This is a genomic window from Fictibacillus phosphorivorans (assembly GCF_001619875.1).
Lineage (GTDB): Bacteria > Bacillota > Bacilli > Bacillales > Fictibacillaceae > Fictibacillus > Fictibacillus phosphorivorans_B.
Genome location: NZ_LRFC01000001.1, coordinates 228110 through 251502 on the forward strand (window position 1 = coordinate 228110; position 23393 = coordinate 251502).

21 protein-coding genes are annotated in these 23393 nt (G+C 39.0%); 14 read left to right on the forward strand and 7 right to left on the reverse strand.

Annotated features, from left to right (window positions below; genetic code table 11):
- Positions 1-3 precede the first annotated feature (3 nt).
- Entirely contained in the window at positions 4-1527 is a 1524-nt protein-coding gene (locus AWM68_RS01150; protein ID WP_066236255.1) for an MDR family MFS transporter, read from the forward strand.
- Between the two features lie 58 nt (positions 1528-1585).
- Here the strand turns inward: AWM68_RS01150 and AWM68_RS01155 are convergent, their stop codons facing one another.
- A complete protein-coding gene (locus tag AWM68_RS01155) occupies positions 1586-2236 on the reverse strand; it encodes a hypothetical protein (RefSeq protein WP_066237397.1) in 651 nt (216 codons plus the stop codon).
- A gap of 340 nt (positions 2237-2576) precedes the next feature.
- Between AWM68_RS01155 and AWM68_RS01160 the strand changes: the two genes are divergently transcribed.
- The 3 genes from AWM68_RS01160 to AWM68_RS01175 all read left to right on the forward strand — a co-directional run bounded on the left by AWM68_RS01160 (position 2577) and on the right by AWM68_RS01175 (position 8602).
- Complete coding sequence (locus AWM68_RS01160; protein ID WP_066237400.1) at positions 2577-3926, forward strand: hemolysin family protein; 1350 nt, start codon at positions 2577-2579, stop codon at positions 3924-3926.
- 646 nt (positions 3927-4572) lie between these two features.
- On the forward strand, positions 4573-6393 hold the full coding sequence (locus AWM68_RS01165) for a PAS domain S-box protein (protein ID WP_066236256.1): 1821 nt from the start codon (positions 4573-4575) through the stop codon (positions 6391-6393).
- Positions 6394-6850: 457 nt separating this feature from the next.
- A complete protein-coding gene (locus AWM68_RS01175) occupies positions 6851-8602 on the forward strand; it encodes an alkaline phosphatase D family protein (protein WP_066236258.1) in 1752 nt (583 codons plus the stop codon).
- Positions 8603-8874: 272 nt separating this feature from the next.
- Here the strand turns inward: AWM68_RS01175 and AWM68_RS01180 are convergent, their stop codons facing one another.
- Positions 8875-10971 carry a DNA topoisomerase III gene (locus AWM68_RS01180; RefSeq protein ID WP_066236259.1) on the reverse strand — a complete coding sequence of 699 codons (2097 nt, stop codon included), beginning with the start codon at positions 10969-10971 and terminating at the stop codon, positions 8875-8877.
- Positions 10972-11163: 192 nt separating this feature from the next.
- On the opposite strand from AWM68_RS01180, the gene AWM68_RS01185 reads away from it, so the two are divergent.
- From AWM68_RS01185 to AWM68_RS01210, 6 genes are all read left to right on the forward strand, one after another.
- Positions 11164-12372 carry an MFS transporter gene (locus AWM68_RS01185; RefSeq protein WP_066236260.1) on the forward strand — a complete coding sequence of 403 codons (1209 nt, stop codon included), beginning with the start codon at positions 11164-11166 and terminating at the stop codon, positions 12370-12372.
- 133 nt (positions 12373-12505) lie between these two features.
- On the forward strand, positions 12506-13084 hold the full coding sequence (locus tag AWM68_RS01190) for a bifunctional transcriptional activator/DNA repair enzyme AdaA (RefSeq protein WP_066236261.1): 579 nt from the start codon (positions 12506-12508) through the stop codon (positions 13082-13084).
- A complete protein-coding gene (locus AWM68_RS01195; protein WP_066236262.1) occupies positions 13071-13964 on the forward strand; it encodes a DNA-3-methyladenine glycosylase family protein in 894 nt (297 codons plus the stop codon). The genes AWM68_RS01190 and AWM68_RS01195 overlap by 14 nt, the downstream gene beginning before the upstream one ends.
- Positions 13957-14442, forward strand: a complete 486-nt coding sequence (locus tag AWM68_RS01200; protein ID WP_066236263.1) for a methylated-DNA--[protein]-cysteine S-methyltransferase — start codon at positions 13957-13959, stop codon at positions 14440-14442. Before AWM68_RS01195 ends, AWM68_RS01200 begins: the two co-directional genes overlap by 8 nt.
- Before the next feature lie 200 nt (positions 14443-14642).
- Complete coding sequence (locus AWM68_RS01205) at positions 14643-15182, forward strand: hypothetical protein (RefSeq protein WP_066236264.1); 540 nt, start codon at positions 14643-14645, stop codon at positions 15180-15182.
- Between the two features lie 105 nt (positions 15183-15287).
- Positions 15288-15806, forward strand: coding sequence for a GNAT family N-acetyltransferase (locus AWM68_RS01210; protein WP_066236265.1), 519 nt, complete (start codon positions 15288-15290; stop codon positions 15804-15806).
- Between the two features lie 35 nt (positions 15807-15841).
- On the opposite strand, the gene AWM68_RS01215 is transcribed toward AWM68_RS01210, so the two are convergent.
- Complete coding sequence (locus tag AWM68_RS01215; protein ID WP_066236266.1) at positions 15842-17020, reverse strand: NupC/NupG family nucleoside CNT transporter; 1179 nt, start codon at positions 17018-17020, stop codon at positions 15842-15844.
- A 194-nt stretch (positions 17021-17214) separates the two neighbouring features.
- Here AWM68_RS01215 and AWM68_RS01220 point away from each other — a divergent pair, with 194 nt between their 5' ends.
- The 4 genes from AWM68_RS01220 to AWM68_RS01235 all read left to right on the forward strand — a co-directional run bounded on the left by AWM68_RS01220 (position 17215) and on the right by AWM68_RS01235 (position 21389).
- Positions 17215-17772, forward strand: coding sequence for a cysteine hydrolase family protein (locus tag AWM68_RS01220; protein ID WP_066237402.1), 558 nt, complete (start codon positions 17215-17217; stop codon positions 17770-17772).
- Between the two features lie 58 nt (positions 17773-17830).
- Positions 17831-18304, forward strand: a complete 474-nt coding sequence (locus tag AWM68_RS01225; protein ID WP_066236267.1) for a DinB family protein — start codon at positions 17831-17833, stop codon at positions 18302-18304.
- 206 nt (positions 18305-18510) lie between these two features.
- Positions 18511-20826 carry an RNA polymerase recycling motor HelD gene (gene helD / locus AWM68_RS01230; RefSeq protein ID WP_066236268.1) on the forward strand — a complete coding sequence of 772 codons (2316 nt, stop codon included), beginning with the start codon at positions 18511-18513 and terminating at the stop codon, positions 20824-20826.
- A 116-nt stretch (positions 20827-20942) separates the two neighbouring features.
- A complete protein-coding gene (locus AWM68_RS01235; protein ID WP_066236269.1) occupies positions 20943-21389 on the forward strand; it encodes a DUF4385 domain-containing protein in 447 nt (148 codons plus the stop codon).
- Between the two features lie 32 nt (positions 21390-21421).
- On the opposite strand, the gene AWM68_RS21640 is transcribed toward AWM68_RS01235, so the two are convergent.
- From AWM68_RS21640 to AWM68_RS01250, 4 genes are all read right to left on the reverse strand, one after another.
- A complete protein-coding gene (locus AWM68_RS21640) occupies positions 21422-21595 on the reverse strand; it encodes a hypothetical protein (protein ID WP_197468111.1) in 174 nt (57 codons plus the stop codon).
- Between the two features lie 95 nt (positions 21596-21690).
- A complete protein-coding gene (locus tag AWM68_RS01240; RefSeq protein ID WP_066236270.1) occupies positions 21691-21903 on the reverse strand; it encodes a hypothetical protein in 213 nt (70 codons plus the stop codon).
- Between the two features lie 147 nt (positions 21904-22050).
- Positions 22051-22425 (reverse strand): DUF1428 family protein, encoded by a 375-nt coding sequence (locus tag AWM68_RS01245; RefSeq protein ID WP_066236271.1) that lies wholly within the window; start codon positions 22423-22425, stop codon positions 22051-22053.
- Between the two features lie 3 nt (positions 22426-22428).
- On the reverse strand, positions 22429-23277 hold the full coding sequence (locus tag AWM68_RS01250; RefSeq protein WP_066236272.1) for an alpha/beta fold hydrolase: 849 nt from the start codon (positions 23275-23277) through the stop codon (positions 22429-22431).
- Between the last annotated feature and the right edge of the window lie 116 nt (positions 23278-23393).

A 23393-nucleotide genomic window follows, 5' to 3' on the forward strand; every position in this document is an offset into this window, starting at 1 on the left:
GCGATGGTGCACAAAGAAACGAATTTAAGATTGGTAGTAGCAGGCTTGCTGCTCGGTATTCTAATGGCGGCAATGGATAACACCATTGTTGCAACTGCTATGGGAACAATTGTTGCTGATCTTGGAGGTTTTGATAAATTCGTTTGGGTTACAGGATCTTACATGGTCGCCGTTATGGCTGGGATGCCGATCTATGGAAAACTTTCCGACATGTACGGAAGAAAGCGTTTCTTCATCTTTGGTCTTGTTGTATTCCTTATTGGATCAGCTCTATGCGGACTTGCTCAAAATATGGAGCAGCTGATTGCGTTCCGAGCTATTCAAGGTATTGGCGGCGGGGCACTTATGCCGATTGCTTTTACGATCGTTTTTGATATCTTTCCACCTGAAAAGAGAGGGAAGATGACAGGTCTGCTTGGAGCGGTATTTGGAACGTCAAGTGTTCTTGGTCCATTGCTTGGAGCATTCATTACAGATGCAATCAGCTGGCATTGGGTTTTTTATATTAACGTACCGATCGGTGTTGCTTCGTTCTATTTAATCTTCCGTTATTATAAGGAAACGCTTGAGCACCGTGAGCAGAAAATTGATTGGTGGGGAGCGATTACGCTTGTTATCGCTGTCGTTAGTTTGATGTTCGCACTTGAGTTAGGCGGGAAAACGTATGCGTGGGATTCAACACAGATCGTTGCACTGTTTACCATCTTCACCGTTTTTTTCATTGTTTTCTTTGCAGTAGAGCAAAAAGCATCCGAACCCATCATTTCATTTTGGATGTTTAAGAAGCGCCTTTTTGCCACATCACAGCTTTTAGGATTTCTGTACGGCAGCACGTTTATCATCTTAGCCGTATTTATTCCCATATTTGTTCAGGCTGTTTACGGTGGCTCTGCAACAAGTGCAGGTTTGGTTCTAACACCGATGATGCTAGGTTCCGTTGCGGGAAGTATGATTGGTGGTATTTTTCAAACAAAGACCAGCTTTCGTAACTTGATGATCGTATCGGTTATTGCCTATTTCAGCGGAATGTATATGCTAAGTGGAATGACACCAGACACATCTAGGATCATGCTGACATTTTTTATGGTAACTGTTGGATTTGGAATGGGATTCTCATTCTCGTTATTACCAGCAGCTACGATTAATAAGATGGAGTTTCGGTACAGAGGCTCAGCAAACTCAACGAATGCCTTTCTGCGTTCATTGGGTATGACACTGGGGGTAACGATATTTGGTGCACTTCAAAACCGCATGTTTTATGAAAAACTAAAAGAGAACGTAATGGGCTTTGGCGGGGAAGGTTCAGAGGCTTTTGCAGCCATTGATCCACAAAAGGTGTTTCAAGCAGAAGAGCGCACGAAGATTCCTGCTGATCTCTTAGACGGTATAACAGCTTCTATGTCTGACTCTATTACAACGGTCTTCACATATGCACTGATTCCAATTGCTATTTCTGCTATCGTCATCTTGTTTATGGGGAATGAACGAGTAGAAACATCAAGAAAACCAGAGACAACAACAGATTAAAAACAGAGCTTGGGGCTATAGCATCCCAAGCTCTGTTTTTATTTAATAGATTAGTGCCTCAGACGGCATGTTCAGCCTTTTTTTCCTTTTTCGGAGTAACGGTATAAGACAGAGAAATGACAAGGTCTATGGCTAGAATAATCGCCCATATCCTAGTAATGTTATTGGCTGTGTCACTTTTGTAAAATAGCTCAGTTTGTTTTTGATCATACCACTCTGCGAATAGCGTATCGATCTTTATGTTAGTAACCGCGTCTGAAAGACCAAACATGACCACAAACAAACACTGGACAACAATAAAGGCGATCAGGTGTTTATAAAAGTTCCTTCTTTCTTGTTTAGCATGCTCCATACCGTAAAGGGGTTTGGTCGAGCGAAGTTCAGGTACTGGTAATCCTCGCCATTTTGCCACTTTTCGCTGTATAAAGGCATCGAGCTTTTGAAAATCGCTTTTTCCATAAATGAAAGCATAGGCGATAACAATCAGAATAATAATCTGATAAGCAGAGAAAACGCCAGTTCTCAAATAATCAAAATAACCCATTGTTGCAATCCATAGATCATTAGTCAGAAAAAGAACAAAAAAAGCGACACTTAATTTCTTAAGATTGAACCAATACCTTACCAGCAAAAATGACAAGGTGGAAAACCAGAATATAACTTCCGCAAGAATAAGAAATAGCCATTTATTCTCTAATACAAAATCCACAGTCAGTAACCTTCCCTTCTCCCACTTTTTCATTATTCTAAAGACAATCATAACATGTATAATTGGATAAGTATTCCATAAAAAAAACCTATAATTTATTAAAAGCAATGTGATTTACGGTTAATCCTGAAATTTTGTAGGAGGCTAATGCTATGCATTCAGAAACATCAGATGAGCTGCGCAGAATTATGAATTCTGTTGAAAATTAGGATAAGAGGTTTTATAAGTAAGTTTTTCAATTCTATGATATACTTTTCTAAATTAATAAAATTTAAAACACTTAGGAGGTGACAACTTATATTCCAGAACATTTGGGGTATAAGGAGTCTTTTTGGACAGTTTGACCTTATTGAAATTACTTGCAGTAGCCGTATTAATCCTACTCACAGCTTTTTTCGTAGCAGCTGAGTTTGCGATTGTTAAAATTCGCAAAACACGTATAGATCAGCTTGCAGAAGAAGGTAACAAACGAGCAATTGCAGCACAAAAGGTTATTTCAAACCTTGACGGCTCACTCTCAGCCTGTCAGCTTGGTATTACCATTACTGCGCTAGGATTAGGTTGGTTAGGTGAACCTACAGTGGAAGCAATTCTTGGTCCAGTATTTGAGCAAATGGAATTAAGTCCGGCGATTGTTCATACGTTGTCATTTGCAATTGCGTTTGCATCCATTACTTTTTTACATGTTGTACTTGGTGAGCTTGCACCAAAAACGGTAGCTATTCAAAAAGCAGAAACAATTAGTTTATGGTTGTCTCCGGCACTCATTGGATTCTACAGAGTAATGTATCCTTTCATTTGGTTCTTAAACGGAAGCGCGCAGCTCTTAGTAAGAATGTTCGGATTGAAACCAGCATCAGAACATGATATGGCACATACCGAAGAAGAGCTTCGTTTGATTTTGAGTGAAAGCTACAAGAGTGGTGAAATCAACAAATCAGAGTTCAGTTATGTAGAAAAAGTATTTGAATTTGATGACAGAACTGCAAAAGAGATCATGGTCCCTCGTACTGAAATGGTTTGTCTATATGAGGACAATACCGTTGCAGAAAATATTAATATAATTGCTGAAGAAAAATATACACGATACCCTGTAGTAGGGGAAGATAAAGATAATGTGCTTGGAATGGTCAACGCGAAAGAAGTATTCTTTGACTTAATCAAAGGGAAGGAATACCCACTTGAACATTATATACGACCAACACTAAGCGTTTTTGAAAATACACCTATTAAAGAAACCTTACTAAAGCTTCAGAAAAAAGGTTTTCATATGGCGGTTCTTGTAGATGAATATGGTGGAACAGCAGGAATTGTTACCATTGAAGATATCTTAGAAGAGCTAGTTGGGGAAATTCGAGATGAATTTGATGAAGATGAATCACCAATGATTCAGGCTGTAAGTCCTAATGTAAAGCACTTTGATGGTAAAGTTCTTATCGCTGAAGTGAATGACATTTACGGACTTCAAATTGATGACAGTGAACTCGATACCATTGGTGGATGGGTCTTATCCCAGAATTCTGAAATTCAAGAACACCAAGTGATCACGTATGAAGGTTATGACTTTAAAGTGATTGAAATAGATGGACATCAAGTTAAGAAGATTGAAGTTACGAAAAGGGAATTAGAAGTTAAAGATAACTCTAATCCCGAAGATGCAGAACAGCAACTTGTTGAAAAAGAAGCATAAATGTTATATGACCAGTCTTAATCGAACTGGTCTTTTTTATTTGGTTGTTTTCGCTAATGTCGTAAGTGTGGTTAAGCTATACTCTCAGAAATCTCCTCGCCCTTGCACATTAATTGTAACCCATTCAATCAAAGCTCTTAAGATAAGAGCAATTGCTTTACACTTAAGGAAATAAATCGTAATTTTCCAAACTACAACTAATTTCCCAGGAAATCGACTTTAATTGACAGAACATATCGGCGAATTTATGAGATTTATTTACTGTTTAGTATAATAGCTTGAAAATAGAAGGGGAGCCGGTGGATAAAATGTTCCCCCAATACCGTTTTTTTTCGAGTCATAATTCGAGTCATAATTGTAGGCGAAATGATTGATATTGATATCTTTCAATATAGTCATGAAACAACCGTTGTCATGAGCATGCATTACTATAAACAAGAACATATTATTATGTTCACCGCAAGAGCTCAGGAAATTTTGAAAATAATCTTGCCTCTCTAAAAACAGTAGATAATACACATTTTGTAACAATTTCAATATTATGAATAATCAAGAAAAAATATCTTTATAACAAAGAAACAAATGTTTATAATTTAGTTAATTACAAACGAAACGTTTTGATTAACGTTTGCAACGGAGGGTCGATATGAAAATTTCAGATGGTCAACCCGTATCAGATCGTCTTGTCTTTAACCAAATGAAAAATTATGCCAGCCAATTTGAACATTCTGAGACTCCTTTTCTTATCCAAAAAGATAGAAAATGGGTATATGTAAATCCTGCTGCAAGAAAAATACTTGAGGCGGAAGAAGACATCATCGGCAAGCCAATCTGGAATAACCTTTCCACTGAAGTACATGACCTAGTGGAGGAAAGTATCCAGTCTTGCGGCAATGGTAAAGCACCTAAGCCGAGTGAACAGACGTGGATTACGCAAAAAGGTAGTCCTATTCATTTAGAAGTCATTGGATTTCCGCTCATGTTTTCATCCGATGCCACACAGGTTATCATTCGGAATTTAACTCAGCAGCACATTGAAAAGCAGGAAATGTTAGATCACTTAAAGCTCGTTACGGAAAATATGATTGATATCATAGGCATTCTTAATATGGAAGGCGCTTTTACTTTTCTTACTCCATCTTATAGTCTTGTAACCGGTTACCCACATGAAGAAGCAATTGGCTCAACACCTTTTGAACTCGTCCACCCAGAAGATCAAATTCATGTGATTTCAGAATTTACTAGGATGATGATGGAACAAATCCCTACAACGATTGAGTACAGATATTTAACAAAGGGTGGTACATATATTTGGCTTGAATCAAAAGGGAAACCGATTTATCAAAAAGGAAATCATGCTGCGATTGTTGCTTCTAGGGATATTACAAAAAGAAAGAAAGCAGAAGCTGCGCTTAAGCAGAACGAGTTTAAACATAGAATTATTCTCGATCATAGCAATGACTTAATCTGCTTAGTGGATGCAGAAGGAAAATACCTGTATGCTTCTCTTTCCTATAAAAGCGTATTAGGAATCGATCCACAAGCTCTCCTTGGTACAAGCTCTTTAAACCGCATACATGTTGAAGATCATGCTTTAGTAAGGGACTATATACAGCTTGTAGCATCATCAAAGAATCCGATGCCACTTATCTATCGTAAGATTCATGCTTCAGGTCATCCTATTCTTTTAGAGGGAAAAGGGATGCCAATGATTTCTGATGAAGGTGATATTGAAGGGGTCGTCTTTATTTCTAGAGACATTACTGAAAAGAAAAAAGCGGATGAATATATACGAAACAGTGAAAAGCTTGCTGTTCTAGGAGAATTGGCAGCAGGGGTTGCTCATGAAATCCGAAATCCGCTTACCTCTATAAAAGGTTTGTTTACCCTAATGAATAATGGTGATTGTAATCAGGATAAGACTTATTTGTACAATGAAGTGATCTGCGATGAGCTTCAGCGAATTGAATCGATTGTTAATGAGTTTATGGCACTGGCTAAACCTGATGCGACTCAATATAGGAAAAAAGTGAATATCATTCAACTGCTGCAAGATACGGTAATGCTGTTAACATCTGAAGCAAACTTATACAACGTAGAGATCTCTCTTTTATTTAAAAACAAAGAAGTGTATGTCTCTTGTGAGAAAAACCAAATAAAACAAGTTTTCATCAATGTTATAAAGAATGCAATTGAAGCAATGAATGAAGGTGGAATTTTAAAAATTGCTATTGAGGAAATAGACGGCCAACAAGTTAAACTATTATTTGTAGATAATGGGGTTGGCATAGAAGAAGAACGTTTGAAAAGCATTGGAGTTCCATTTTTCACGAACAAAGAAAAAGGAATTGGGCTTGGACTCACCATCAGCAATAAAATCATTACGGAGCATCAAGGGGTCCTAAAAGTTGCAAGTTGTCCAGGGCAAGGTACAACGGTATCGATAACGTTACAAAAATCAGAATAAATAGGTAGTCAGCAGCTCTCTGTTCTGAGAGTTGCTTTTTTATATGCCATCAAAAAGTCTAAATATGCCCCTTCCTAGTAAGCGAATCAATCCAACCAAAATTTCGGGTATAAACAACAAAACATCACATAAAAAGTCTAACCACGAATAATACTCTCCATATGCTTTTCTTTTCCTTTTCCTTTTTAATGTCACTTTATCATCACCGAGTCTTTCCTTTGTTTCGTAAACTTCTTTTAAAGAAGATATGAAGAAAAACAGGACATATGAATGATTCGCAATTTTATTCATCCATTGTCAAACCTTGAGAATTACAACGGATGAGTTTTTTTACAAATTGAATTTAGTAATAACTTCCTAATGGTATCTGTTTATACGTTTACAATACGAAATGGTTTCTTAACATTATCTCTTTATAATGAGCACTGTAAAAATTCATTTTAAAGGGGTTGCATCAATGATGGATGAAAGACCGATGGACGAATGGATTAAGAAGCTTACAGATGACAGCTTAAAAAAAAACAAACTGAACCGCAGAACATTCCTCACAGGTGCCGGAAAAATTGCAGGTATTTCACTGGGACTTACGATTGCCCAGTCGTTAGGCAGCTACGAAGTGAACGCAGCACCCACGTTTAGAAACTACCCGTTCACTCTAGGTGTAGCATCAGGCGATCCGTTATCGAACAGTGTTGTGTTATGGACAAGATTAGCACCCGATCCATTGAATGGAGGAGGAATGCCAGACGAAGCGGTACCTGTAAAATGGGAAATTGCTGAAGATGAGAGATTTAAAAAAGTCGTGCAAAAGGGAACTGAACTTGCTCAGCCTCAATTGGCTCATTCTGTCCACGTTGAAGTAGAAGGACTGAAAGCAGATCACGTTTATTTTTATCGTTTTAAAAGTGGTCATGAATTAAGTCCTATCGGCAGAACAAAAACTCTTCCTAAAAAGGACGCTAACGTGAAAAGCATGACATTTGCATTCGCTTCCTGCCAGCAATATGAACATGGCTTCTTCACAGCGTATCAGCATATGTCTGAAGAGAATTTAGATTTTGTCGTTCACCTTGGAGATTATATTTATGAATACGGACCAAACGAATACATATCTCCATCTGGAAATGTCCGCACACATAGCGGACCTGAAATTATAACTCTAGAAGACTATCGAAACAGACATGCGCAATACCGCTCGGATGGTAATTTGAAGGCTGCACATGGAGCGTTTCCGTGGATCGTTACATGGGATGATCATGAAGTTGAGAACAACTATGCCAACATGATTCCTGAGAACAATCAATCTGTTGAAGCCTTTGTGAAGCGACGTGCTGCAGCCTATCAAGCTTATTATGAACACATGCCATTACGTCGCTCTTCTCTTCCGCATGGAGCCGACATGTTATTGTACCGAGATTTTTCTTACGGTAATCTGGCTGCATTCAATGTCATGGATACGCGTCAATATCGCGATGATCAAGCAAATGGCGATGGCAGCAAACCTCCATCACCCGAATCACAAGATCCAAACCGAACATTGATGGGGAAGGAGCAGGAAAGCTGGCTGCTACAGAACCTAGGAAACTCAAATGCTCACTGGAATGTTCTTGCTCAACAAGTGTTCTTTGCCGAGAGAAACTATGGATCAGAAACCGCACCTCGACTTAGTATGGATGCCTGGGACGGATACACCGCATCCCGTCAGCGCATTACTGATTTTGTTCAATCTAGGAATTTAAATAATCTAGTTGTTTTAACAGGTGATGTTCATGCCAGCTGGGCTTGTGACTTAAAATCAAACTATGATGATCCCGCTTCAAAAGTGATAGGTGCTGAATTTGTAGGAACATCCATTACATCTGGAGGCAATGGTGCGGATAAACGAGCAGATACGGATAAAATTTTAGGATTAAATCCGCATATCAAATTTTTTAACGATTACAGAGGGTATGTAAGATGTACCGTAACACCAGATGAGTGGCGTGCAGACTATCGTGTTGTCCCGTTTGTCACGTCTCCAGGGGCAGCTGTATCAACAAGAGCATCCCTCGTTTATCAAAAAGATCAAAATGGATTAAAACAAGTCTCTTCAACAAACGTAGCTGAAGGCGTGAAAATATCACTTGAAGTGGAAGAAGACCGAAACCGAGCTCATGGTAAAGCACATGAGAAGCAAATGGAGAAGAAGGCAGCAGGGGTAGGGCGATAAACCATATAAAGAGGATGAATCACGGACTTGATTCTTCCTCTTTTTGAATCGGACAAATTCATTGCTCAATCGGACAAATAAACCCCAGAATCGGACAAATTAATCTTGCAATTGGACAAATAAATCCTGAAATCGGACAAATTCCATCTCCAATCCGACAAATAAACGTTTGAAACGTACCAAGTAAATCCATCAAACTAAAAAAAGCTGACTTCCTCATGTCAAAATAGCATTATCAGGCTATTCTTTGACAGAAGAAGTCAGCTTATTATCTATTTCTTATCTTTCATGGCGGCTTTTAATGCATCAGCCAAACTATTTCCAAAGCCTTCGTCCTCTTTGTTGTTTGCACTGTATTTTTTCAGCAGCTGTCTTTCTTCACGCTTCGTAACTTTCTTTTTCTTATCCTCAGCTTTTTCCACAACATTACATGGCTTGCATTGGAAGTATGTGCCTGCTTTTCCGTTATGAAGCTCCATCTTTTTATGACACTGCGGACAGCGTCGGTTTGATAGCTTTGGATCTTTTCGGCGACGGTATGAGCACTCGCGATCGGAACAGACAAGTACCTTGCCATCACGGCCTTTTACTTCTTTTAGAAGCTTTCCGCACTCCGGACACTTAGAGCCTGTTAGGTTATGAGCGCGATATTCCTGCGAGCTTGTTTTGATTTCCATAACCAGCTGTTTTGTTTGCTTACGAATGTTTTCTAGGAACTCTTTTGGATTACCTTTTCCGCGCGCGATGGCCTCGAGCTCTTCCTCCCACTTAGCTGTCAGTTCTGGTGACTTCAGCTCATCATTCACAAGATCGATCAACTGTTTTCCTTTAGGAGTAGGATGAAGTTTGTTGTTTCTGCGATCAAGCACTTCAGATCCTAAGAGTCTTTCAATGATATCTGCGCGCGTTGCAGGTGTTCCAAGACTGTATTTTTCCATACGAGTTAATAGGTCTGCTTCTGTAAAACGAGAAGGAGGCTCAGTGAGCTTCTTCTCCGCGTTCACCTCTTTCACAGAAAGTGTTTGCCCTTCCTTTAGATTGGCAAGAGCACGCGGACTTTCTTCTTCTTTACCTGACAACACTTTGAAACCTGGGTCTATCACAAGGGTCTCACGTGCCACGAACGTTTCACCTGCTACGCTTAATGAAGCAGTCAGTGTCTCCGTTCGATACGCAGGATAGAAAAGAGCAAGGAATCGGCGTGCGATTAAATCATAAAGTTTACGTTCATCGTTATCGAGATCCCCTAAGTGCAACGGTTCATCAGTTGGAATGATCGCATGGTGATCGGTAACTTTGCTATCATTGAATACTTTCTTTGCGACCACGTTTCCTCTTTGTTTTAAAAGGGGCTGCACTTCTTCCCGATATCCTGATGACAACCCTTGCAGGCGGTCGTACATCGTGTTTTCCATATCTTTTGTTAAGTAGCGGGAATCTGTTCTTGGATACGTAACGAGCTTATATTGCTCATAGAGTTTTTGAAGAACAGACGATGTTTTCTTAGCAGAGAATCCGAAACGACGGTTCGCATCACGCTGCAGTTCAGTAAGATCATAAGGCATAGGATGCGCTTCTGTTTTTTCTTTCTTTTGAAGAGAAGATACGACCGCTTGCTGTCCCTTTACTTTGGAAACGATGTCTGTTGCCTTTTTTTCTTCAAAAAGACGCTTCTCGCCATTGCGTTCCCAAGACGCTTTTAACATGCCGATCGTCGCATCGATCGTCCAAAAGTCTTTTGGCTGAAATGAGTTGATCTCTTGCTCACGTTCTAAAATCATAGCAAGAGTAGGTGTCTGTACACGGCCAGCAGAAAGCGGGTCATTGTATTTCGTTGTCAGTGCACGAGTAACGTTCAATCCGATCAGCCAGTCTGCTTCAGAACGGCAAACGGCAGATTGATAGAGGTTGTCATATTGCTTAGCGGGTTTGAGCTGGTTGAATCCATCGCGAATCGCTTTATCCGTTTGAGATGAAATCCATAGTCGTTTCACGGGCTTTTGCCAACGGACTTTTTCCATGATCCAGCGCGCGACTAATTCACCCTCGCGTCCAGCATCGGTCGCAATTACAAGCTCGCCGATGTCTTTGCGTTTAGAGAGGTGTTCAATCGCCCGGAATTGATGACTGACTTGGCGGATCACTTTTAATCCCATATGCTTTGGGATGATGGGGAGATCTTCTAGACGCCATTGTTTATATTGTTTGTCATAGTCTTCGGGCATCTTTAATTCAATTAAGTGACCAAGTGCCCAAGTGACAATATGTTTCGGTCCTTCAATATAGCTTTTATTTTGTTGCTTGCAGCCTAGAACACGGGCAAGATCGCGTGCAACACTCGGCTTTTCAGCAAGGATTAATTGTTTCATCATGTACCCCTTTCGAACTTCTACTGTAGTCATTATAACAGAGTGTAAAAATAAGAAAAAAATGAAGAATTATTTCTCCTTCACTGTTTCTAAATCATGTATACTGAATAATGAGTCTATTTTACTTTGTTAAGTAATTTTTTGATTAACATAGATGTACTGTTTCGGTATGACTGAAAGGAGAAAGAGAACATGTGGAGAAACCGAAATTTTTTAATTTTAATGTTGGGCCTTGCTGTATCAAGTACGGGGCTTTGGGTTGGAATCATCGGTAACCTTGAATTTCTGCAGATGAATGTAGAGTCATCTTTTCTGCAGGCACTCATTATTTTAGCGGGTTTTCTTGTGGGGATATTTTTAGCACCTATGGCAGGTAGAATTATTGACCGCAGCAATAAGAAGAAAATTCTAATCTATGCAGGTATCGCTCGCTGTGCAGCGATCTTTTTTATGTACTTGGCGATCGCTTACAACAATGTTTGGTGGATGGTTGTTTATACGCTCGTAATCGGAATTTCAGGAACGTTTTCACAGCCGGCCATGCAGACGATGCTTCCGTTAATTGTGAAAAAGGAAGAATTGCTTGATGCGAACGGCGTTAATATGAACATTTTTACAGCTTCACGAATTGTAGGAACAGCACTTGGGGGTGTGATGCTTGTTGGGATGTCACTATTCTCCTTGTACACGGTTACGCTCGTTTCTTACGTTATCCTCCTTATCTCTACGTTCTTTTTAAATGTAGAAGAAAAACCGAAAGAAAAAGATGGATCAGGCAAAAAAGAAAACTTCTTCAGAACGCTTGCTGAGCTGTATCCAATGGTTAAACGACAGCCGAAAGTGGTGTATGGAATTTTCTTGTTGATTCCAGCTTACTTATTTTTATCCGGATTCAATTTGATGGTGATTGAGATTAGCGAACTTCAAGATCATGCAGGCATTAAAGGAATTCTGTATACAACAGAAGGTGTATGTGTTTTTATAGGGACGTTTTTATCAAAAAGATTTTTTAGAGATAATCCGAAATTATCATACATGTTTGCCATCACGTTCATTATTGCTACCGCACACACCTCTTTATTTTTAGCAGATCATCCGATCATGTCTGTTCTCTCGTTCGGACTGTTTGGTCTAGCGGCGGGCACATTATTCCCAGTCGTTACGACCATTTTTCAAACGGATGTGCCATCTGACTATCACGGAAGGTTTTTCTCGATTAAAGGGATGGTTGATAATATCATCTTCCAGGTTTTGATGCTCTTAACGGGTTTGTTCTTAGATACGATTGGATTCTTCAACATGGTAATCGGCTTTGGAATCACCTCTTTTGTGATTGCTTCAGTTATCCTTTATCAATACAAAACAAGCGGAACCCGAAAAGGTGTTGCGGCTGTAAAATAAATTTTGACCCCAAAGAGAGTGGCAACGTGTCATTCTCTTTTTTATTTTAGAGACCATAACAGCAAGATTGAGGACGACTTCATGTTTTTAGCTTGATAAAATAAAGAAAAGATGATGGATGGTGGGATGAACAATGAGTAACGTACATATGTCATTTGACGAAATGTGGGATAAGATCATGGAATGCGATCGGTCTTATGATGGTTTATTTTATACGGCCGTTAAGACAACGAAGATTTTTTGCCGTCCATCCTGTCGATCACGAAAGCCCAAAAAGAAGAATGTTGTGTTTTATGATACCATCTCGCAATGTGAGGAGGCGGGGTACCGTGCGTGTAAGAGGTGCCAGCCTGAGGTCGAACATTGTCCCCAGATTGATTTAATTAGAAAAGCAACGAGTTATCTAGTGAACAATCATCACAAGCGTATTCTGCTGCAAGATGTAGCGGATTACACAGGTGTGAGCTCTTTTTATTTAGAGCGGCTGTTCAAAGAGGAAATGAACGAAACGCCTCGTGAATACGTGGAAAAGATACGCATAGATAAGGCAGCATTCCTGTTAACGAACTCATCAAAAACAAATCTTGAAATCTGTTACGAAGCTGGCTTTCATAGTCCCTCCAATTTCTATAAAACGTTTCGTCAGATCAAAAACTGTTCGCCAAGTGACTACCGGAAATCTAAAAAGGAGGCAGGATATGCAGTGGACTGATCGGGGTGATCATCTTGAAATACACTTACCTAAAGAATTCAGCTTTTCTGAATGCCTCACGTTCCTTGGAAGATCACCGCTAGAAGTGATGCATGATATCCAAGATGCTACCCTTTATAAACTACTAAAAGTGGATGAGGATAAGGTTCTGCTGAACATATGCTGCAATGACCAAAAATTAATCGTAAGTTTTCCAGATAATAAAACGAAAGAAAAAGAAACGGTGGTTCGTTTCATATCGGAATGGTTTGATCTAGAGCGGGATCTTTCCGTCTTTTATGAAGCTGTTTCTAGTGATCCTATCCTTAAGCCACTTACAAACAAGTATTACGGATTACGGATGATCGGAATTCCCGACCTGTTTGAAGCTTTGACTTGGGCAATAATGGGTCAGCAGATTAATCTGACGTTTGCTTATACACTTAAGCAGAGATTTGTTGAGAATTTTGGTGAGAAGGTGAGTTATCAAGGCCGTTTATTTTGGTTATACCCAGAACCAGAACGAATAGCACGTCTTGAGACCGAACAATTAAGAAAACTTCAATTTACGGAGAGGAAAGCTCAGTACGTAATTGGTATAGCAAAAGAGATGTGTGCTGACCGTTTATCAAAGATCGCACTGCAAGACTCTAACCATCCTGGTCAACTGCTGATTTCATTGAGAGGAGTCGGGGCGTGGACAGCAGACTATTGTTTAATGAAATGCCTATTAAACCCAGATGCATTTCCAATAGCTGATGTAGGACTTCATAATGCGGTAATGAAACAGTTGAAACAGGACCGGAAACCTACAATTAATGAATTAAAAGAGATAGCGAAAAAATGGAGTGGCTGGGAAGCGTATGCCACTTTTTATCTTTGGAGGTCTTTGTATGAATAAGCTGTTCAGAATGGACTATGAATCTCCTATTGGAGTGATTGAGATTGTGAGCAGAGCTGACGCTGTTCTCTCTATCATGTTCGTTGATCGAATGTCAGCGGTTGAGCACCAGAAAGAAATGCCAGCTGTTCTTCATGATTGCTGCACGCAACTTCAAGAATACTTTCTAGGAAAACGCCAAACCTTTACGTTTGCTTATGAATGGGAAGGAACTCCATTTCAACAGAAAGTATGGGATTCGCTGCTGCAGATTCCGTTTGCTGCAACAGCCTCATACAGGGATATCGCAAACATGCTTCAAAAAGAAAAAGCGGTAAGGGCTGTTGGGAATGCGAATGGTAGGAACAAATTAAGTATTGTGATTCCATGTCATAGAATCATAGGGACAAGTGGTAAGCTCACTGGTTATGCAGGAGGTCTATGGAGAAAAGAATGGCTTTTAAATCATGAGAAAAAGCTTAAGAAGGTTAATTTTTAGATATAGCGATATAGCTTTTATATTAAAAGAATTTAGAGATTGAATTTAATGAATAGTTAGACAATTCAATCATATTAAGGCTTGCGAATTATTTTTCGTGAATTGAGAGAAAACGGATACATTTTAATTTACAATAGTAAGAAAAAGTATTAAAATGAGAAAGTTCCAAATAATAGAAATACATATAGGGGGCTATCTCGATGAAAAAGTTTTTAGCGGTAACAGCAGCAGCTCTTCTTGCGCTTAGCGTAGGTTGCAGCAAGGAAGAAAAAAAACCGAAAGAAGAAGCAAAGCCAGCAGCAGCTGAAAAGAAAGAAGACGGTAATGCTGAAAAGATTACGCTTCTTAATTTTGAAGGTGAGCTTGTAAACAAGCTTCGCGGATATCACGCGCCATTTAATGCATATGCTGCAGGTCTTGAAAGTCAAGGAACGGAAAATGCAGTTCCTAAAGAGGAACTCGAAGCATTAAAAGCTGAAGCAAAAGCAGCTGGTGAAAAAGCGGTTTCTGAAATTCCATCTGTTGAAGTACCTACAGATCTTTCAAAAGAAAACCAAGAAGCTGTAAAAGCTTCTCTTGAAGAATTGAAAAAGTCTTACGAAGCTCGCGTAGCTGGATTAGAAAATGAAGCAAAAGCAGCAGAAGCTGACGAATTATTTACAGCATTCGAAGAAAAATTAAACACAGTTCACGAAGCATTAAAACTGAACCCGGGTCAATTTGCAGCTGAACTTCAATAGTATGAACAACTGCTGTCTCTAATAGAGGCGGCAGTTTTTTTATGTTGTTGAGTATCATTGAAAAAGGATATAGTGAATCTATAAGGTTACGGAAAGGAAAGTCAAATGATAAAAATCAGAGCTGAAAAAGCAGAAGATTACACGGTTATCGATGAAATTAACTCGTCTGCTTTTAAAGGTGAAAGTGAAGGGAAACTAATCAGAGCTATACGTGAGTCAGAGTGGTTTGTGCCAGAACTTTCTTTAATAGCCGAATGGCATGAAGATGTTGTTGGTCATATTCTGTTTAGTGAAGTCATGATACAGACAAAGAACAAACAAGTACCCACACTTGCACTTGCCCCCATGGCGGTTTCTCCTCGGCATCAGAAGGAGGGAATCGGTTCTCTTTTAGTGCAACAAGGCTTAGATAAAGCGAGGCAATTCGGTTATGAGCATGTGGTCGTGTTGGGGCATCCGAACTTTTATCCGAAGTTTGGATTCGTTTCTTCAGTTTCAAAAGGGATCGAGCCGCCATTTCCGGTTCCAGAAGAAGTGTTTATGGTTTTGGAGTTGAAAGAAGGGTCGCTAGAAGGTATAAGAGGGAAGGTTGCATATCCTCCATCATTTTCAGCAGTTACTTAAACAAAAAAAGAAGCCGAGGCTTCTTTTTTGCTTTTTTATAAAAATAACCCAGCGATAGCAGCGGATAAGATACTTACCAATGTTGCACCATAGAGTAATTTTATACCAAATCGGGCAACAGTGTTTCCTTGCTCTTCGTGAAGCCCTTTAACTGCACCGGTAATGATACCGATTGAAGAGAAGTTGGCAAATGATACGAGGAATACAGAGACAATACCGATTGTTCGGTCCGACATGTTCTTCGCATACTTCGCGAGATCCATCATTGCGACAAATTCATTAGAAACCAGTTTTGTTGCCATGATGGTACCAGCTGACACGGCTTCTGCCCAAGGGATTCCTACTAAGAACGCAACAGGTGCAAATACATAGCCAAGCATCGTTTGGAAGGTAATGCCGAACACCATATTAAACACATCGTTAATTAACGCAATCAACGCAACAAATCCTAAAAGCATGGCTCCTACGATAACAGCTACTTTAAAGCCGTCCATGATGTACTCACCGAGCATCTCAAAAAACGTTTGCTTTTCTTCTTCGATCTCAATGATGTCATCATCAGACGTCACTTCATACGGGTTAATGATGTTTGCGATAATGAATCCACCGAATAAGTTAAGCACCAAGGCCGTTACTACATACTTTGGATCGATCATTGTCATGTATGCTCCTAAGATTGAAGCGGAAACTGTAGACATAGCTGACGTACAAAGGGTATATAATCGATGCTTTGGCAGATGCCCTAACAATTTTTTGACAGAGATAAATACTTCAGACTGGCCAAAAACCGCAGATGCTACGGCATTATAGGATTCTAATCTACCCAAACCGTTCACTTTACTTAAAGCAAAACCAATCCATTTAATGATAAACGGTAAGATTCTAAAGTGTTGAGCAATACCGATTAAAACAGAAATAAATACGATTGGCAGCAATACGTTTAAGAAAAATGGCATGGCTGCTTCATTCGCGAGTCCGCCAAACACGAAATCTATTCCGGCTCCCGCATAGCTTAACAACTTTTCAAAAAGCTTAGAAATCCCTTTTATGATAACGAGGCCAACGCCTGTATTTAATAAAAAGTATGTAAGGATCAACTGCAACCCAAGCATGACTAATATGGGTCTATATTTGATTTTCTTGCGATCATTGCTGACAAGATAGGCTAACAAGAAAACCGCGGCCACTCCAGCCAAAAACACGATGTACTTCATTTTCTTTTCCTCCTAAAATCATTTACGAATAGAACTTTACTATTATTGGTTAGTTTCCTATTTTTCGCAACGATAAAATATTACTGCTCTGTTAGTATTAACCAATTGAAAAAATTTTGTACAAAAAACAAGATTTGTTTATTTCGTGTCGAAATTAAAATTGGAAGGAAAAACAAGTAAGAGGAGCGGATATGTTGAACCAAGCTTTATTAGTTATTGATGCACAACAAGAATTGATTGATGGTAATGAAAAAGAGGAGGAGGTTTTTAACAAAGGGGATTTGTTACATAACATTAATACAGTGATCGAAAAAGCGGAAAAAGCAGATGCATCTATCATCTTTATTAGAGATCTAGATGTTTCAAAGGGTAAAGGATCTGGGTTTGAGATTCATCATGAGATTTCCGTCCCTTTGCATGCTGTAGTTTTTGATAAGAAAGCAACGAGCTCATTTTATGGGACGCCGCTGTTAGATTATTTATCACAGAATGGAGTCCGTCATCTCGTCATTATGGGGTGTAAAACAGAACATTGCATTGATACGGCAGTAAGGATGGCAACTGTTTCAGGTTTTGATGTAACACTTGTAGGGGATGGGCATTCTACAACAAATTCAGAGGTGTTGACCGCTGAGCAGATCATAAACCATCATAACAAGATTTTGCATGGTCACTACAATGTTGATCACTTTTCGGCTGTAAGAAACACGAGTGAGGACTTATTTACACCTATCCACGACAACTACCGCTAGACATGTTGAATAGGTGTTTACAGGATATTCTTAAACAATTTATCAAGGAGGCGTTTGTATGAGTCATTTAACCATTCAAAATGTTGAGTTGTCGCGAGGTTTTTTTCTAAAGCACTTGGAGGGAATGACAGCAGAGCTAGCTGAGATTCAGCCTGAAGGATTCAACAATAACATTCTCTGGCATGTCGGTCATGTGCTTACTACGGCTGAGTATTTTTTGTTTGGTTTTCCGGAAAAATCTTTAAACTTACCAAAACACTATATTGAGTTATTTAATAGAGGTACAAGCCCAAAGGATTGGAAAAGAGAAGTGCCGGCTTTAGCGGAACTTAAGCAACAGCTAGCTGAGCAACTAGAAAGAATAAAACAAATACCAGAAGAAAGGCTGCACGAAAAGTTAGAGAAAGAGTTTTTTAACTTTAAGACGTTTGGGGAGCTTGTGAACTTCGCAGTATTCCATGAAACGTATCATCTCGGGCAAATGCATGCCATCAAGAGGATCATTGAAAATCAATCCGTTAAACAAGTCTAGTACAACAAAAAACAGTGAAACCCATATGGGAATTCACTGTTTTTTAGTCGTTAAAATAAATCTATGTACATTATGCACACAAATATGATATTATAGGAAAGACGCACTCGTGTATAATATTACTTTATAAATATCCTTAATTATATTATACGTTAAAATGGTAACGAGTGTCAATAATAAAATAAAAAAATTTAGGGGGAAATTGGATGACTGCATGGAATCAGGAAAAACAGAACGAGCAAAAACGAGTAGATTCAGTAATTCATAAGCTTTCCGATGCTGTAGCTGCTCTACAAAGTCATCTTAGTGGGAAGCGTGAAGATGTTGTTCAGATTCGTAAAAACTTTTGGTCTGATGTTACTGTTAACCTAGAGAATGCTGATGATGCGATCGAAACAGCAGCGAGCATTAAGCAGCAATCAGAACTTTTATCTGAAATAGAACGAAGTCATACTTCTGCAGAAACCCGTCTTAAAACGTATAAAAAATTAAAAGACTCCCCTTATTTCGGTCGAATTGATTTTAGAGAAGACGGTGAGGAAAACACGGAACAAGTTTATATCGGGATTGCGTCATACTATGATGAAGCAACTAGCTCATTCCTTGTTCATGATTGGCGCGCGCCGATTTCGAGTCTGTATTACGATCATTCTCTTGGTAAAGCGGATTTTCGTGCACCTGGTGGAACCATTACAGGTGATTTGCAGCTTAAAAGACAATTTATAATAAAGGGCGAAGAAATAAAGGGAATGTTTGATACCGGAGAGGCGATCGGTGATGAACTTCTGCAACAAGTGTTAGGCAATCAAGCAAATACACAAATGAAAAGTATAGTCGCTACCATTCAAAAAGAACAGAATGCGATCATTCGAAATACATCGAGTGACTTGCTTGTCGTGCAAGGAGCGGCTGGCTGTGGAAAAACATCTGCTGCCCTTCAGCGCGTAGCGTACCTGTTGTATCGTGATCGTGAAACATTGCAATCCCATCATATTGTTTTGTTCTCACCAAACAACATGTTTAACAGTTATGTCGCGAACGTACTTCCTGAGCTTGGGGAAGAAAATATGGAGCAGACCACTTTTCAGGCATATATCAATCATCATTTGGCACAGGATTTCTCTGTAGAAACGCCTTTTGAACAAATGGAGGATCTTCTGTCAGGCAGCGGTGAGCCCAGTCGGATCGATGGAATAAAATTTAAAGCTTCTGTTGATTTTCTAGAAGCTATCCATAGCTACGTAGATAATCTCAGTACATCAGGCATGCAATTTTTAGATATCAGATTCCGGGACCGTGTTGTCATTCGTGCGAAGCAGATCAGTGAATTCTTTTATTCACTAGATCAACGTGAAACGATCCCTTATCGGATGAAAAAAACGTCTGCTTGGGTTTTAGAAGAACTGAAAAAGATAGAACGCCGAGAACGCAAAAAACCATGGGTAGAAAAAGAGATTCAGATTCTTGATAAGAATGTGTATACAAAGCTTTATGAGAAATTGCAAGAACGAAATCAGTACGGTGCAGATTCGTTCAATGATTTGCAAAATGAGCAAAAAGTTTTATCAGCATATGTAACGAGGATCGCTTTTAAATCAATTCGAGAAAAAGTAGAACAGTCTGCTTTTCTGGACATGAAGTCACTTTATTCCAAACTGTTTCAGAAAAATAATAAACGGATAGCAGATCTTGATACATGGAACGATATTTGCAATCAAACGCTATTTAACTTAAAACAAAATCATCTTTCGAATGAGGATGCTACACCCTTTTTATATGTAAAAGAGTTATTGATTGGTTTTCAAAGTAATGCTGCTGTAAGGCATGTTTTTATAGATGAAGCACAAGATTTTTCACTGTTTCAATTTGCGTTCATTCAGCGAATCTTTCCACGAGCAAATCTAACCGTACTGGGTGATTTAAATCAGTCTATTTATGCCCATGCTTCAGATGAATCGTTTAGCATGCTGAGAAAGTTATTAGGTAAGAAAAAGCCTGAGACGATTACACTTTCTAGAAGTTACCGTTCGACAAAAGAGATCGTAGAGTTTACAAAGAGTCTTTTAAAGGATGGTAGCACGATCATTCCATTTAATCGTTCTGGAGAGAAACCAGCAGTCGTTAGCGTTGAAGGCAATAACGCTCATGTTGACCAAGTTGAAAAACTTATAGGTCAATGGTTGAAAGAAGGACATGAAACGGTTGCTATCATCTGTCGTTCTGCAAAAGAAAGCAAAAAAGTGTACGAATCGCTAAAGAATAGAATGGATGTAAGGCTTATGATCGATGAAGATGCTGCTTTCCAAAAAGGAGTGATCATTATCCCTTCGTATTTAGCGAAAGGCATTGAGTTTGATGCGGTCGCAATTTTTGATGCATCAGGCTATCAAAATGAGCGTGAGCGAAAACTTTTTTATACAGTTTGTACACGTGCCATGCATGAACTGACTGTGTTTTATAGCGGAAAGCCATGTCCGTTCATTGAAGGTGCTTCAGAAAACTTATATGAGAATGTTCAATAAGTATGGATTCCGTTGTTCTTGAGAGGACAGCGGATTCTTCTTTTTGTAAAGGCAACACGTTCAAAATTTTTGATTTCACTCTTTTCGGGTAACGATAAGGAAAGGAGGGGAAATCAATGGCTTTTGACTACGACCTTGATTTTGATACGATCGATTTTCGGAAACATCCAGAAAAATATCGTGTGGGACGAGGTGAACAAGGTGTTCTATTAGTTGAACCCTATAAAAGTGAGATCCTCCCTCATTGGCGTTTCAAAACGCCAGAAGAAGCTGAAAAGTCTTCCAAGAAAATTTATGAACAATTTCTAGAGTACAAGGAAAATAAAGATTTTGTCGGTGCTGATATGGCGAGGAAGTTTCTTCAGATGGGGTATACTCGTGCAAGGCGTTATACGAACTACAAAGGCGGGAGAAAATACAAAGAAAATGGCGAGGTCAATGAGCGTAAAATAGATCCTGTTAAAGCAAAGTCAGCCGCAATTTTTGAAGAGAAGTGGAAACTCGCTCGGACTGACCAAGAATATTTGAAGATGAAAAAGGCTCATCAAAAAGAATTTGGATAAGCATCTCCTTGGATAGAGGAGATGCATTTTCTCTATTCGCTGCCACCAGTATACCGGTTGTCTCCCATCTGATAGTTGGTACTTTCTCCAGGCTTAGCACCTGCATGAGTAGAACTATGTGGATTATTATTATTTCTTTTCCGACGCCAGTCTATAAAAAGTGCAAAAAGTAACATGCCTCCAATGAAAACCCAAAACCAAGTCATATGGTTAGCCTCCTTCTTAACATAAAAGTATGTTTACCATTCACAAGTATTCAAATTAAAAAACAGCAAAGACCCTATTTGTTGTCTAGGTGACTTTACTGTCTGTTAGTTTTCTCGATTTCTGTTTTAACATCTAGTATTCTTTTTTTCAATGCTTCAGATGTAGCATCAAAGTGGTTAACGATCTTATCCGTATAATCTCCCATACTTGTGTTGATGTTTTTAATTAACGCTTTAGTAGTATCTTCAAAATGATGGATAATCTTATCCGTATAATCTCCTATACTTGAAATAATGTTTAAATTCATTTTATTAAGGTATAACACTTTAAGTGATCGTAAGAGAATCTAATATGCTGATAAGATACACCACGGAAGTAAGGTTTTAATAAAATGGCTCTATCAAAGTTGGAATAAAATGATTGAGGATTTTTCTTTGAATAATCCTCATTTATTTTAAACGCTCACCACTTCTTGTCCTGAGACAAACTCTCCAAAAACTAATTTCTCAAGTGGGGCAACATGTGCAACAAATTCGTTCAATAGTTCATTCACTTCTGAGTCCCGGTCAAAATCTTCCATCGTCATGCGGGCGTGTTCTTCGGATTGAAAGCGAAGTAAACCGATCCAAATTTCCTCATCTTCTTCAACATTCAGCATCTCGGAAATAGAGGAAATGCCGTAATTCTTGGGGGAAGTGGATAACTTAAAGATTTGTTCTGTCACTCCGCCGTATTCTTGAAACTTTTTATTCGTTTGAGCGGAAATCTCAAGAAACTTCTCCTTCACTTCTGGTTTTAGTTTGTAAAAATAAACGAGTAAGTGTGCCATCTGTTAACCTCCTATTTTTGTTAGCCATTTAGATTGTATTTCTTCTACTACAATTTCCGGTCTGTCCCAGTGCAATAAATGGGTCGTCCTTGGTATTACCTTTACACGGCCATTGGCATTTTGTTTAAACACTTCAGCAGTTTGCAATCTTTTTTCAGATAAACGTTCAGGTAATGTTGCAACGAGCAGTGTGATTTCTTTTGGAAGAAGGTGATAGATATCTTCTGTTTCATGCACATGCATGCCACGAATGATGTGCCGTGCGGTTTCACCTCTTGCGTGCCAGCAAACCTTGCCGCCGCGTTCCACACCTAAGTCTCGAACCGCGACTTCTTTCAAAGGGGACCACTTTAAGTAATTTTCTTTTTCTGCTTGATAAAAAGCATCCCAAGAATCAAAAACGTATTCATCAAAATCTTTTTCATAATGATCCATCTCTTCTTCTAGCGATGAAGACCACACGCGCTTTGTTTGATAGCCGCCATCGATTAGGATTGTATCAATGACATGATTCGGGTACTTGGTTAAGTAATGAAGAGACAAGAAACTTCCCCAAGAATGAGTTAAAAAATAGAAATCGCTTACATATAGCTGCTGCAGTAAACCATGAAGCCATTCTACAAGTCTAGGCATCTCATATTCTTCAGCGGTATTAAATTCGTCCGATTTTCCGTGACCAGGAGCATCAAACGCGATCAGTCTAAAATTATTTTTCAGCACCTCTGCTACTTCCAAAAAGCTTAGACTTGTACTGCCCAAACCATGCAAACAAATAATCGTTGGTTTATGTTCTTTTCCCCATTCGGTAAGGTGAACCGTTTTGTTGTTATATGTAAGAAAGGATCTCTTCAAATTTTTCAACTCCTTGCAGCATCCAGCTAATATCCTATTGTTCACTAAGTTAAATTTTGTTTCTTAATTTTATCACATTATTATAAAATCGTTTGAATAGTTTGAAAGATAGAACG